The 14,037-nt window shown below is 55.4% G+C and carries 12 protein-coding genes and 1 tRNA gene; 1 reads left to right on the top strand and 12 read right to left on the bottom strand.

From position 1 onward, the window contains the following. Positions 1 to 5: 5 nt before the first annotated feature. From secD to queA, 4 genes are all read right to left on the bottom strand, one after another. Entirely contained in the window at positions 6 to 1,871 is a 1,866-nt protein-coding gene (gene secD, locus AC2IBB_RS12395) for a protein translocase subunit SecD (RefSeq protein WP_486333154.1), read from the bottom strand. 110 nt (positions 1,872 to 1,981) lie between these two features. After that, positions 1,982 to 2,350, bottom strand: coding sequence for a preprotein translocase subunit YajC (gene yajC, locus AC2IBB_RS12390; protein ID WP_127972116.1), 369 nt, complete (start codon positions 2,348 to 2,350; stop codon positions 1,982 to 1,984). Positions 2,351 to 2,386: 36 nt separating this feature from the next. Beyond that, positions 2,387 to 3,496, bottom strand: coding sequence for a tRNA guanosine(34) transglycosylase Tgt (gene tgt, locus AC2IBB_RS12385; RefSeq protein ID WP_486333957.1), 1,110 nt, complete (start codon positions 3,494 to 3,496; stop codon positions 2,387 to 2,389). 51 nt (positions 3,497 to 3,547) lie between these two features. Then, entirely contained in the window at positions 3,548 to 4,603 is a 1,056-nt protein-coding gene (gene queA, locus AC2IBB_RS12380; RefSeq protein WP_486333153.1) for a tRNA preQ1(34) S-adenosylmethionine ribosyltransferase-isomerase QueA, read from the bottom strand. Positions 4,604 to 4,790: 187 nt separating this feature from the next. Here queA and AC2IBB_RS12375 point away from each other — a divergent pair. Next, positions 4,791 to 4,875: transfer RNA gene (locus tag AC2IBB_RS12375), tRNA-Leu, on the top strand. A gap of 75 nt (positions 4,876 to 4,950) precedes the next feature. Here AC2IBB_RS12375 and AC2IBB_RS12370 read toward each other — a convergent pair. The 8 genes from AC2IBB_RS12370 to AC2IBB_RS12335 form a co-directional block, all read right to left on the bottom strand. Then, entirely contained in the window at positions 4,951 to 5,277 is a 327-nt protein-coding gene (locus AC2IBB_RS12370; RefSeq protein ID WP_486333152.1) for a hypothetical protein, read from the bottom strand. Between the two features lie 86 nt (positions 5,278 to 5,363). Further along, complete coding sequence (gene flgL, locus AC2IBB_RS12365) at positions 5,364 to 6,602, bottom strand: flagellar hook-associated protein FlgL (protein ID WP_486333151.1); 1,239 nt, start codon at positions 6,600 to 6,602, stop codon at positions 5,364 to 5,366. 25 nt (positions 6,603 to 6,627) lie between these two features. Further along, positions 6,628 to 9,306, bottom strand: a complete 2,679-nt coding sequence (flgK, locus tag AC2IBB_RS12360) for a flagellar hook-associated protein FlgK (RefSeq protein WP_486333150.1) — start codon at positions 9,304 to 9,306, stop codon at positions 6,628 to 6,630. A gap of 11 nt (positions 9,307 to 9,317) precedes the next feature. Next, a complete protein-coding gene (flgJ, locus tag AC2IBB_RS12355) occupies positions 9,318 to 10,406 on the bottom strand; it encodes a flagellar assembly peptidoglycan hydrolase FlgJ (protein ID WP_486333149.1) in 1,089 nt (362 codons plus the stop codon). Positions 10,407 to 10,434: 28 nt separating this feature from the next. Then, positions 10,435 to 11,571 carry a flagellar basal body P-ring protein FlgI gene (locus AC2IBB_RS12350; protein ID WP_486333956.1) on the bottom strand — a complete coding sequence of 379 codons (1,137 nt, stop codon included), beginning with the start codon at positions 11,569 to 11,571 and terminating at the stop codon, positions 10,435 to 10,437. Between the two features lie 50 nt (positions 11,572 to 11,621). Further along, entirely contained in the window at positions 11,622 to 12,305 is a 684-nt protein-coding gene (gene flgH / locus AC2IBB_RS12345; RefSeq protein ID WP_486333148.1) for a flagellar basal body L-ring protein FlgH, read from the bottom strand. 36 nt (positions 12,306 to 12,341) lie between these two features. Further along, complete coding sequence (gene flgG, locus AC2IBB_RS12340; RefSeq protein WP_486333147.1) at positions 12,342 to 13,127, bottom strand: flagellar basal-body rod protein FlgG; 786 nt, start codon at positions 13,125 to 13,127, stop codon at positions 12,342 to 12,344. A gap of 105 nt (positions 13,128 to 13,232) precedes the next feature. Further along, positions 13,233 to 13,979 carry a flagellar basal body rod protein FlgF gene (locus AC2IBB_RS12335; protein ID WP_486333146.1) on the bottom strand — a complete coding sequence of 249 codons (747 nt, stop codon included), beginning with the start codon at positions 13,977 to 13,979 and terminating at the stop codon, positions 13,233 to 13,235. Positions 13,980 to 14,037: the final 58 nt, after the last annotated feature.

Genomic DNA, 14,037 nt, shown 5'->3' with positions numbered 1-14,037 from the left:
CCTCCTTAACCTTGCTTGACGCCGCCGCCAATGGACAAACTGCCAACATTGCGACCGCCGTATATCATATTGACCACTGCGCGAGTCACGGTAATGGCAGTGAACATGGAGGTCAAAATCCCGATGGACAGCGTAACGGCGAAACCCTTGACAGGCCCGGTGCCAATTGCAAACAAGATCAGCGCCGCAATCAATGTCGTCACGTTGGCGTCAAAAATGGAAACAAATGCGCGATCATAACCCGCATGAATCGCCGACTGGGGCGGCAAGCCGTTACGCAACTCCTCGCGTATGCGCTCATAGATCAGCACGTTGGCGTCAACCGCCATCCCGACTGTCAATACGATACCGGCGATGCCAGGGAGAGTCAGCGTCGCTGATAGCAACGACATCACCGCGATCAGGATAAAGACGTTAGCCGCCAGAGCGATGTTGGCGACAATGCCGAAGACACGGTAATAAGCAATCATAAAGAGCATAACCAGCACAAAGCCGATTGCTACGGAAGTCGCGCCGTCTTTGATGTTCTCAAGCCCCAGACTAGGACCGACCGTGCGCTCCTCCACAAAGTAGATAGGAGCCGCCAGGGCGCCGGAGCGCAGCAATAACGCCAACTCTTTTGCTTCAAATACTGAGTCCAGCCCCGTTATACGGAAACTGTTTCCTAACGGCGACTGTATAGTGGCGAGACTGATGATTTTCTTTTCTACATAGCGCCGCTTCTTGGGCTTGCCAGTTGTGGACTTAGTATCCACCTCTTCTTTGAACTCTACAAAGAGCACGCCCATGTTGCGCTGCACGGCATCCTTGGTGACATGAAACATCTTATTGCCACCCAGGGAATCCAGCTTGATATTGACCTCAGGACGGCCATTCTCATCAAAAGATTGCTGCGCATTGGCGACGCTGCCGCCAGTGATGATAATGTCGCGCTCCAGGCTGGCGGTGCGAGGCTCTGAGCGAAATTCAAACGATTCAATCGAACCTGCGGAAGCATCCGGACGCGCCTCTAACCGAAATTCAAGGTTAGCGGTTGAACCCAGAATACGCTTCGCTTCAGCGGTGTCCTGCACACCTGGCAGCTCCACAACAATACGCCCACGCCCCTGACGCTGAACCAAAGGCTCCGCAACGCCCAATTCGTTAACCCGGTTACGTAATGTGCTCAGGTTCTGGGAAATGGCGTAGTCTTCTATTTCTTTCACCCGACTTTCAAGCAGGGTCAATTTGACCATAAACAGGCCACCCTCTTCGGCGCTCTCCGCCAGAAAGTCGCCAAATTCGCGACGCGCCAGAGACAGCGCATTGTCACGATCCTCTTCATCACGGAAACCAACGGAAATCTGCTTGGACTGAAGAATATCCACAGACTTGTAGCGCAACCCCGCCTCTCTCAGCTGGTTCTTAATATCGCCCTGGGTGATTTCCATAGTAGTGGCGACCGCTTTCGGCAGATCCACCTCCATCAGAAAGTGAACGCCGCCACGCAGGTCGAGACCCAGCTTCATTGGCGCCGCGCCAAGGTTAGACAACCAGGCGGGAGTGGTTGGAGCAAGATTCAACGCCACCACATAGTCGTTGCCAAGAATGCCTTTCACATGAGGCTGGGCGTCCAACTGGGTGTCGTTGTCAGCAAAGCGAATGATGATATTCTTCTCGCCGACTTTAGCTTCGCCGTAAGCAATGCCCGCTTCATCCAAGGCGTCCGTCGCCTTCTTCAGCACACTCTCATCAACCCCAATGGAGCCGCGAGATCCGCTTATCTGCAAAGCGTAGTCATCTGGATACAAATTCGGTAAGGCGTAAATAAAGCCCATCATCAGCACTATGACAACGAGCAGATTTTTCCAAAGTGGGTATTTATTGAGCATGCCGTAAAAGGCTCCCTATTGTTTATCTCTATGCCGGGAGGAGTGGCGCGCCATGCAGGCGTTCGCTTAAGGAACGCCCGACTCAGACCCGGCGCGCATGCACGGCCGTATCAGATATCTTTCAAAGTGCCTTTGGGCAACGCTGCGGTCACCGCCATTTTCTGCACCTTGATTTCCACTTTGTCCGCAATCTCAACGACCAGGAAATCGTCCTTCACACGCACGATTTTTCCAGCAATGCCACCGTTGACCAGCACTTCGTCGTTTTTATTCAAACCACCAAGAAGTTCTCTGTGCTCTTTGGCCCGCTTGCTCTGTGGACGCCAAACCAAAAAGTAAAAGATCAGCACAAAACCGCCGAGGAAAAGGATCTGCATCACCGCACTCGGCCCCTGTGGACCTGGAGCCGGCTCAGCCGCAGCAATAGCAGGCATCAGCAGGGCGAACAGCGTGCCTAACAGCACATGTAGCTTACGCATAAGAAATAACTCCAAAATATGCTTATAACACTTTGACTAGGCTGGAATACCTTGCTCCTGCCTATGATAAAAGTCGGCGACGAAGTCGCACAATTTACTCTGTTCAATCGCATGACGCAAACCAGACATCAGGTTTTGGTAGTAGCGCAGATTGTGAATGGTGTTCAACTGCGCCCCTAACATCTCGCCGCAACGGTCAAGGTGATGCAGGTAGCTGCGACTGAAATTGCGACAGGTATAACAGTCGCAGTTTTCATCCAGCGGACGCGTGTCTGACCGGTACCGGCTGTTGCGCAACTTGAGCACCCCATATGAGGTAAACAAGTGCGCATTGCGCGCGTTCCGGGTCGGCATAACGCAGTCAAACATGTCCACTCCGCGCAGCACCGCTTCCACAATATCCTCCGGCTTGCCCACGCCCATCAAATACCTGGGCTTGTCTTCAGGCATCACAGGAGGCAGGTAGTCCAGCACCTTTATCATTTCTTCCTTGGGCTCGCCTACCGACAAACCGCCGATAGCGTAGCCGTCGAAGCCGATTTCAGTCAGCCCCGCCAGCGATTCTTCCCTTAAATGGGGATACATTCCCCCTTGTACAATACCAAATAACGCAGAAGAGCTATTTCCGTGCGCCAGTTTGCTTCTTTTAGCCCAGCGCAGGGACAAACGCATGGAGTCCGCCGCCTCGGTTTCAGTGGCGGGGTAAGGCGTACACTCATCGAAGATCATGACGATATCCGACCCCAGGTCACGCTGAACCTGCATAGAGCGCTCGGGGTCCATGAAAATCGGCGAGCCATCGATGGGAGACTTAAATTTCACGCCTTCTTCCGTGATTTTACGCAGATCTCCCAGACTGAAAACCTGGAATCCCCCGGAGTCCGTCAAAATCGGGCCATCCCACTGCATAAAATCATGCAGGTCGCCATGCTGCCGAATAATTTCCGTGCCTGGCCGTAACATCAGGTGGAAAGTATTACCCAGAATGATATGCGCGCCGATATCTTTAATGTCCCGGGGCGTCATGCTTTTTACAGTGCCGTATGTGCCCACCGGCATAAAGGCGGGGGTTTCCACCACCCCACACGGAAACTTCAGCCTTCCGCGACGGGCTTTGCCGTCGGCATTGTCGATTTCGAACTGCATGTGGCAAGTACGCGACAAGGTTGTTCTCCTACTCAGATCTGACAGTGATATTTAGTTCGCTACGGCGTCTTCACAACCGGTCTGACGGCGGTGCAAAAACATGGCGTCGCCGTAGCTGAAAAAGCGGTAACGTTGCTCGATGGCCTCTTGATAGGCGGCGAGGATATGCTCTCTGCCGGCGAAGGCCGACACCAGCATCAATAGTGTAGATTTAGGCAAATGAAAATTGGTCACCAAGGCGTCGACCGTAACAAATTCATACCCGGGATAGATAAATATACTGGTGTCGCCGGCGTATGGCTCAATAGCGCCGGAACGACTCGCTGTCTCCAGCGCCCTCACCGCCGTAGTGCCGACCGCGACGACTCGTCTTCCGGCGGCCTTTGCCTTACGCACCCGCTCGCATACGTCCGCAGTGACCTCCAAGTATTCCGAGTGCATCTGATGGTCCTGCACCACATCTACCCGCACTGGTTGAAACGTACCCGCTCCAACATGCAGCGTGACAAAAGCGGTCTCTACCCCTTTTGCAGCCAACTCCTGTAACAGCGCCTCATCAAAATGCAGTCCTGCGGTCGGAGCCGCCACCGCGCCGGGTTGGCGACTGTAAACAGTTTGATAGCGTTCGCGATCGCTCAGGTCGTCCTCGCGGTCTATATAAGGAGGTAGCGGCATATGTCCGCAAGCCTCCAGTAATTCGCTGACGCTTTTCCCCTCGCTTACCCGCAAACGAAACAAGTCGCCTTCCCGCTCCACCATCGTCAGCACATATTGTTCGTCTATCAATATGTCAACGCCGGGCTTAGGCGCCTTGCTGGCCCTGACATGGGCCAGCATTTCCGTCATGGACACGACCCGCTCGACCATCACTTCGACTTTGCCGCCGCTGCGTTTCTGGCCAAACAAACGGGCAGGGATAACACGAGTATCGTTGAAAACCAATAAGTCGCCGGGATGAATCATTTCCAGCAAATCTTTGAAGCCGCGATGGTTTATCTCTCCGGTATCTGCTTCCAGACACAATAAGCGACTGGAGGAACGTTCCGCCAACGGACGCCGGGCAATCAGCTCCGGCGGCAGATCAAAATCAAAATCATCAACGCGCATCAAGGAATTCTGCTTCAGTTTTGGGGGCGCATAGGTTAGCTGAAATGCCTGTCAGTCTCCAGCTTCCACCGTTTCGATAAAACCGCCTCGGAACCATGCGAAAAACCAGTTAATAAAAACTGTTGACGAGCAAACAAAAGTCCGTATAATCGCGGCCCTAGTTAGCCACTCACAGGCTGACATGGTTGCCGGGATGGCGGAACTGGTAGACGCGCACGACTCAAACTCGTGTTCCTTCGGGAGTGAGAGTTCGATTCTCTCTCCCGGCACCAACTTTCTTTTCTTATCTATGTTTTTTCTTACTTCTCATTAATTTATCTTCACTTGCAGCGTTATTAGCCCTCCTGCTACTGACTCTCTCCACACGCCTGTATTGCGCTAATAATCGCCTCTGTATGTGAGCCGTTTGGTCTGCCCTGTTCTGCGAAATATCGAATGTCGTCCAGCGTCAGATCCTGATCGACCCGCTTCACGACGCAGGAGCAATACTCCGCTACAGCTTCAGTCCCCTGCCCCTGTCCGCTATGGGCGCTGATACAGCCATTGGACATATTGGCGATATAGTTTCTTTTCATTTCCTGCAAAGGCGGCGCGCCGCCATCTACAGCTATTGCAGATACTGCGCTGTTATAGAGAAGCGCGCCGCATAAAACCAGAAAGGGAGTCATTCTCATAGTCGAGCCTCTTCACTGCGATCAACCCTGACTATAAGAATAGACGTGTTTGAGGGGATGCGACGGCGAAACAATCCCCGTCTGGATTAAAGCAGATCGAACAGCGACAGGCTGGTGACTCGGGAATAGGATTGCTGGGCCGCCTGCAATACAAAGTTCTGTAAAGTGAGATTACTGACCGCCTCCGCGTAGTCGAGGTCCTGCAGCTCGGATAATACCTCCTTAGTCAGAACTTCCACATCTTCCTGCAATTGCCTGGTATCGTCGATCGTGTTCAGTCGAGCGCCTAATCGCGAACGGGTCTCCAAAAGCTTGGTTTCCGCATTGGTAAGATTCGCCAAGGTGGAGTCCAGGAGATCCGTCAACGTCTGCCTGCCCGCCGGCGAATCCTGATAATCCTCCAATCCCGCCGCCAATCGTTCCACAGTGGTAAGAAGCCCCTGTTTCTCTGACGACTGCACAAAGAATGTGTCGCCAGGTTGAGGCGAACCGATAATTTCAAACTGTACGCCTTGCGCCTGAATGGGTTGCCCGGTGGCGAAACGCTGATTACTTAGGATGGGCCTGCCATCGGATCGCTGCACAATAGTGTAGTTGGGCGCAGGCGGAACCACATCCGCTTCGTCATTGAACACCACGACCATGTCTTCCGGATAAAAAGCGTCATATAACTCCTGGTCGATCATCTGTCCCTGGGTGATGATCGCCGGCGGCTCAGACGTATTGCGTGGACTCGCCTGCGTAAAGAAGGTTTTATTGGCGCTCTTGATGTTGACGAACACTTCCTTGCCGTTATCTCCCGCCGCCACGGACACATTGGCGTCAATCTGCATGAAGCGGCGCCCTTCATCCCCGACATACCGATAGGCCCCCGCCGCGTTCAACTGAAACGGCTCCTGCTTTCCTTGAAACCCGGCAAAAATATATTCTCCACTGGGGTCCTTGGTGTTAAGCATACCGACAAGCTGACTGAGCCGCTGCCGCACTTCCGCCGCGATAAAAGTTTTGTCGTCCGCATTCTGCGAGCCGTCCCCCGCCTGCACCGTCAATTCGCGCAAGCGCTGAATCACCTCGCTAACGCCATTCAGAAGTCCGTCTTCCAGACTCAGGCGATTCTCCGCCAGGTTGATATTGCTCTTGTACTGATCAATCAGCGACAACTCCTGGTTTATCTGCAGGATTCGCGTCGACGCCACGGGATCATCCGCTGGCGTCAGTACGCGGCGCCCACTGGATATCTGCAGTTGGGTCTTCTGCAGTTGGCTGGTCACATCAAGGATATTGTCCAGCCCGCGATTAAACAGTTGTTGGGTTGAAATACGCATAGTCACATCATCCTCGGGTCATCCGTCAGGCGAAGGTGTTCAACAGGGTGTCGAACAACTGCCGGGCGATGGACACCACTTGCGCAGACGCATTGTAGGCCGCCTGATACTGAATCAGACGACCCGCCTCTTCATCCAGACTTACGCCGGAGACTTCCTGCCAGCGATTTTCCGACTGCCGCAGCAGCGACTGGGCCGACTCTGTATCCAGTTGCGCCTGACTGGCAGTGGAGCCGACCACTTCCACCAGCTGGGAGTACGCCTCGTTGTAGGTGCTGACCTTGCCGCCGATAGTTCCCTCGGTTTCCAGCCCCGTCATTTTCAACGCATTGCGGTTGTCGGAAACACCGTTTTCGTTGTACTCGACGGTGAAAGTGTCCCCCTGTCTGGGCGTACCGGTAATACTGGCCTGATAGCCGCGAAACGAACTTTGCGCCACAGGCGCCGGTAAAAATACATTGTTGTTGTCCGCAGTCAGACGCACGCCGTCACCCAACTGCACGTCCACGAAACCGCCAACACTGGTTCCGCTGCCGCCGGCGATGGTGGTCGCAACAGTGTCATTGGCGGTGGCGATATCCACTGAGTCCGTAGCGTCGCCCGTCACCTCAACCGTAATGTCCTTGCCAGTCAGGGCGCGAACCGTCAATGCGCCGCCGTCGCTCCAGGCCACGATTCCGGCATCCTGCAGGTTGGAATTGCCATTGATCAGGTCCACGTAATCGTCGGGCGTAAAGGAGCCCCCGATTGGCAATGTCAGCGTCTCCCCGTTAATGATCAGTCCCGGCGCCGCACCGCCGCCATCATCCACAAAGTTGGATAGCTCCACCTCGGTATACGCGCTGGCGGACACGCCGTTGCGGCTGTTGAGAGCCGAAGCGATTTCCTCTGCGCTGGCGTTGGCTGCGATATTGAGCGGCGACTGCGTGGTGACGATGCCCGTCTCCGGGTCGCGATTTTTAATCGTCACCGTCTGAGCCCCGTAGCCATTCGCATAGGGGCCGGGAGACGCCACTGGAGCCGGAACCTGCGCGACACCAGTCCCTTCCGCGCTAACTGCGGTTTGCCCTTCATCCGCCGTAAAAATTGTGTTAGACACGCCAGCGATATATTTCTGGTTATTGAGAGGCGGATCAAGGGGGACAGGGTTGCCCGGATCGCTGTTATCCAGCACTTCGTAATAGGTATCAGTAATAAAGCGAATGAGTATCGGCGGGGTCAGCTCACCAGGAACGGCAAAGGTAGGCAACAGCGCATCATTGGAGCTGCGCTTAACCGCCAGCAATTCCCCAGGGCTGATCACCGCATTGCCTACGTTACCCAGATCCGCCTCAGTGCGAACCGGAGACGCCAACGCAATCTCCTCCACCCGGCTCACAGACATGTTCATATCTCTGGCGCCATAGCGTGTGGGAGTCACCAAAAAACTGTCGCCGGTCTGAAAGCTGCCTGACTCAAAATTAACCCGCAACCCATCAAACTCGAAAGTGGCGGGGAACAATCCCGGCAGGCGGCCGCGGGTGACCGTGGCCCCAGTCAGCGCGTCCACCACCAGAATGTCGTTATCGGAAGGGCCAGTGAACTGAATTTGGTAGTCTTTGGTAGTCAGTTCGGACGTGTCGATAATCTCAACACTGATTTCCCGGTCATTGGGCAAAGCATTGCCTTCGTGCGCGGTGACCCGCTGACGCGCATTGTTTTCAGAGTTGATGTCTTCGAAAAAATTACCGCCAAGACGGTTTTCCAAATCCATCCCCAATTGATGCTGCTCGTTGATAGTGTCCGCCATCACTACCGCGATTCTCCCCAGCGCGTTAAAGGAGGGTTGCAGAATCTCATCGCGAAACAATAATGAGCCGCCCAGCTCGCCGCCAGTTATTTCCGAAGTAATGATATTGGTTCCCGAGCCGCCCCTTTCCGTCAACACCACTTCCTGGTGCGTCGGATCGGCGTTGCTGACCTGCAGCCCCATTGAGTTAGCGTGAGAGCCGATAACCAGAGACTGCCCCTTGCCCACCAGGATATTGAGCTGGCCGTCAGTCTGTTCGACCACTGTCACTGACACAATTTCCGATAGCTCGCGAATCATCTGATCGCGCTTATCCAGCAAATCATTGACGTCCTTTCCCTGGGCTGATCCGCGAGCGGAAACGATAGCCTGGTTAACCTGGGCGATACCTCTGGCCAGGCTGTTGGCCTCAGTGATAAGCGCGCGCATATCCTGGTCAATATTGCCCAGCTGCGAGTCGAGGCGGTTGAACAACACATTGAAACGATTGATCAGTCCTTCCGCCTGAGTCAACACCAGCTGCCGTTCTGGTATGGATGATGGGTCGTCCGCTGCGCCCTGCAATGCCTGAAAGAATGCGCTCATGCCTGGCGACAGGCCGGTCGTCGGGTCCGCCAACAAGCTGTCGATCTGGCTGACGTTGGCGCGGATCTTATCGATTTCACTGAACATGGACGTGTCTGAGCGCAGCTGCGAAACCAGAAACTGGTTCGTCATACGGGAAATATCCGCGACCCCCACCCCAGTCCCCAGATAACCCGCCCCGATGTATTGGGACGGCGTCGCTTCAAACTCCACCCGCTGACGGCTATAGCCTTCGGTATTGGCGTTGGAGACGTTGTTGCCGGTGGTGGCCAGCGCAGTCTGGCTGGCTTTGAGTCCGGTGAGTCCTATGTTGATGACGTTAGTGCTCATGACAGGAGTCCTCAGCCTTGATCATCCGAGCGAACGTTTTGCAGATACGCGCCGTTCATAATGCGCTGAATCTTTGACGCATAATTCGGGTCTGTGGCGTATCCGGCTTTTTGCAACTCCCGCAGGTACTGTTCCGGTTCCGCCACCTGCTTCAACGCCTGTTGATACCGGGGCTGCTTCTGCAAGAAATTGAGATAATCTGTGAAGCTTTCTTCATAGGAACCATAAACGCGGAACGACGCCCGCTCTTTCACCATGGTTCCCTCGCGGTATTCGGTGGTCGTCACCCAGGCGACCGGCCCTTTCCAGCGCGTGTCCGCCTTGATGCCAAACAGGTTATAACTGGGCTCGCCCTCTTCGGTAAGAATCATGCGCCGCCCCCAGCCTGTCTCCAGAGCCGACTGCGCAAGCAGGACGCCCGGCTCCACGCCCAGCCCGGCGGCGGCTTTACGCGCCGACGTCAACAGGCTGTTAATAAAATGCTGCGGACTCTCAAAAGAAACCGGCGCCGCTTCCTGCGGGTCCTGCAAATCCTCCTCAGGCTTCGCCCGCGACGCTTCCGCCGCTGCGATATCCGCCTTCACCTCTGAGTCTACAAACGCAGAGCGCGACATTTGCTCCGAATAATAGGCAACCTGCTCCAGCGCCTGAGTCTCTTCTTCCGTCAACTCCGGCGCTAACGCGAGGCTTTCTTCCGCTTGTGCGTAGTTCAGCGACTTTGCTTCCAGCGAGCGAGGGTATTCAGTGATGTCTTTGTAGCCGCCCGGCCTCGGTTCGCCGCTTTCCCTGGCCAGCAGTTGCTTGGTCAGCGCGTCCGCCAGCCCGAAGCTCTTATGTTTGGACAGCGTCAAACTGAGCTGATGATCGAACATATCCTGATACACACCAGAGGCGGAGTCATGAAATGGATTGCCTTGCTCAAACACCGCGTTCACCTGCCGCATGGACTTCAGCATCAGGTTGACCATGATGGACTCAAACTGCTTCGACACCGCACGGATGGCTTCCGATTTGTCCATGCTGGGCGACTTAAGTCGCTGCAGCGCGTTCAGATCGGTGTAGACATGGGCTTGCTCGAGTGCGCGATTGTTCATGGTCATGTTTCTGTCTCAACTCATCATTGACGCCTTAAATCACAATAAGGTCCGCTTTCAGCGCGCCAGCTTGTTTTAACGCCTCCAATACCGCCATCACATCTCCCGGCGCCGCGCCGACCTGATTCACCGCACGCACTATGTCGTTCAGTGTCGCCGCTGGCCCAAACTTGAACATACGGCTGGGCTCCTGCTCCACGTCCACATCTGTCTGGGGAACCACAACCGTGTCGCCGCCCGCCAACGCATTGGGCTGACTGACGCCGAAGTCCTCAGTGATGGTGACGGTCAGATTGCCGTGGGTCACCGCCGCCGGCAGCACTTTCACGTTCTGTCCCACTACAATGGTGCCAGTGCGTGAGTTGATCACGACTTTGGCCGCTTCCTGTCCGGGCTCCACTTCCAGGTTTTCCAGGATGGACAAAAAACCGACTCGCTGTGAAATATCCCGGGGCGCCAGCACGCGAATGCTCGCGGCGTCTATCGCTTGCGCCAAACCGGGGCCTAACAGATCGTTGATGCGATCCTGCACGCGCTTAGCGGTGGTAAAGTCCGGAGAACTCAGATTCAGCGTCAAGGTATCGCCGTGGCCGAAACTACTGGGAACGGCGCGCTCAACCGTCGCGCCGTTGGGAATACGCCCAACGCTGGGCACGTTCACGGTGATGCTGGAGCCGTCAGCGCCATCTGCGCCAAAACCGCCAACCACCAGATTGCCTTGCGCCACAGCGTATGTTTTACCGTCCGCGCCTTTCAGATTTGTCATCAGTAAGCTGCCGCCGCGCAGACTCTTCGCATTGCCGACAGACGAAACAGTAATATCAATTTTCTGCCCGGGTTTTGAGAAAGCCGGCAAGTCCGCATGTACGGAGACCGCCGCCACATTTTTCAGCTTGGGGTCAGTCCCGGCCGGGATGGTGATGCCAAAACGGTTCATCATGTTACGGAACGTCTGATCAGTGAACGGCGCCTTATCGCCGGAGCCGTCCAGCCCCACCACCAAACCGTATCCCACAATCTGGTTGCTGCGCACGCCTTCCACCGCAGCGATGTCTTTAATCCTTTCCGCGCCGGCTGTCGCCGTGAAACACAACAACCCAAGCGTCAACAGCGCGAGCCATACTTGCTGCAAGGGACGGGGCGCTATCGTTCTGTCGGATACTTCATACATAGTCGGATACCACTGGTTAAAGACAGACTTCATCATTTCCAATTCAAGCGTTATAGAGGGAACCATTCGCTGTTGAAAAAGCGCTGCAGCCAGCCGGCGCGATTCACGTCGCCAAAGGCGCCGGTGCCGCTGTATGCGAAGCGGGCGTCCGCTATCTTGCTGGATAAGATCGTGTTATCCACCCCGATATCCTGAGGGCGCACCAGCCCGCTGAGGCGGATATACTCATCCCCTTCCGTCAGGGTCAGCCATTTTTCTCCACGAATCCGCAAAACGCCGTTGGGCAATACCCCCGAGATTGTGACGCTGATACTGCCGGTCAGACTGTTGCTTTGATCAGCGTCCGCCGACCCCGAGAAGTCCCGTTCAAAGTTCGAATCCGTCAACAGACTGAGATTGTGGGCGGATACCGCAGTTCCAAGAATCGTCGCTTCATTGAACGAGTTCTCAGAGTCCTTTTTCAAGTTAGTGCCTGTGCTTTTGGAGGACTGCGTGCTCTCCTGCAACACCACGGTCAACACATCACCCACTTGATGCGCGGTGCGATCACCGAACAGGGAAAAGTTCTGCGCGCTGGAATAAATAGAGCCATCCACCTGCGCGGGCTGCATCAGGGTTTGCGGTGGAACCGGCGCGAAAGCCGGGTCGCCCGGGCGCACCTGCTCTCGGCTCATCGGACTGCATCCGCTCAGCAGGGTAAACATTATCAGTGAGATCAGCGTTAGAGTTTTCACGCGTGGCCCTCCCCGTCTAAATCGACGACACATCAATTAAAGATTCTGAGTGATGTACTGCAGCATCTGATCCGCCGTGGTCACCACTTTCGCATTCATCTCGTAGGCGCGCTGGGTGGTGATCATGTTCACCATTTCCTCAACGATCTCTACATTGGAGGTTTCCACCATGCCCTGCTCTACGGTTCCTAATCCCGCCAGACCGGGGGCGCCTTCCTGAGGGTCGCCACTGGCGGCGGTTTCGCGGAACAGGTTGTTGCCGATAGCCTCCAGCCCGGCGGGGTTAATAAAGTCCACCGTGTTGATATTGCCGACCTGGGTTGGCGTGGCGGTGCCGGCCACAGTGACGCTGACCACGCCATCGGTACTGATGGTGAGGTGCAAGGCGCCGTCCGGCACGGTAATGCCAGGCTCAAGAGGAAAGCCATTGGCGGTGACCACATCGCCATCGGAGTTCAGATGAAACTGGCCGTCCCGCGTATAGGAAATGGTTCCGTCCGGCATCAGAATCTGAAAGAAGCCACGCCCGTTAATGGCGATGTCCAATGGCTGCTCGGTGACCTCAAGGTTACCTTCGCTGAAGACTTTCTGAGTGCCCACCACGCGCACCCCTGTCCCCAGTTGCAGACCCGAGGGCAACTGGGTGTCCTGCGAACTCTGACCGCCCGGCTGTCGCTTGATCTGATACAGCAAATCCTGAAACACAGCGCGATCACGCTTGAAGCCGGTTGTATTAACGTTCGCCAGATTATTGGAAATGGTTTTTAGAGCAGTATCCTGAGCCGCAAGCCCGGTTTTACTCACCCACAACGCACCATGCATGACAAATTCTCCTATGCAGGTCGGACAACACAATAAATGGGTTTCAACCTATACCCGGATAGACTCCGGGCCGCATGGCGGAAAATTGCCGCTCATGCGGGATTACTAGGATATTTGCAATAAGCGTGCCGCAGCTTCGGAATTATCATCCGCAGCGCGCATTACTTTGACTTGAAGCTCGAATTGGCGGGACAGAGAGAGGATTTCCGTCATCTCTTCGACGGCGTTGACGTTGGAAGACTCCAGATAGCCGGACTCCAGGCGTACGAGTCCATCAGCGAGAGCCGGGCCAGGAACGTCCGGCTTGAGGCGGATCAGCCCATCAACGCCTTTTTCAATGTCTTCAGCGGGTGGATTGACCAGGCGGATGCGGTCCACTTCCTGAATTTCATCCGGATTGCCGCCCAACGGCACGATAGAAATCGTGCCGTCGCCCCCGATGTTGAGCCTGGCTGCAGGCGGCACGGCGACAGGTCCGCCGTTGCCGAGCACCGGCAATCCCGAACCGGTGCGCAACATGCCGTTCACATCCACCAGCAGCTCTCCTTCTCTGGTGAAAGCCTCACTGCCGTCCGGCGCTTGCACGGCGATCCAGCCTTTACCGGCGACCGCGACATCCAGGTCGCGCCCGGTCTGCATTAACGACCCCATTTCAAAATCCGTCGCCGGCCTTTCCGTCATGGCGTAGGCGCGGCTGGGGTAATGTTCGCCGAACACCGGCATGCTTCGCGCCTGCATAAAGTCAGACTTGAAGCCTGTGGTGTTGGCGTTAGCCAGGTTGTTAGCGTGGCCACGCTGAGACAGCATGTTCTGCTTGGCCCCGCTCATGGCGATATATAAGGCTTTATCCATGAGCACCTCTCGAATGCCGCCTGCTTGCTTTACTCATCATGATCATCAACTCTTCTCA

Source organism: Hahella sp. NS-SX17, assembly GCF_057367735.1.
This window is presented reverse-complemented; position numbering and strand designations above follow the sequence as displayed.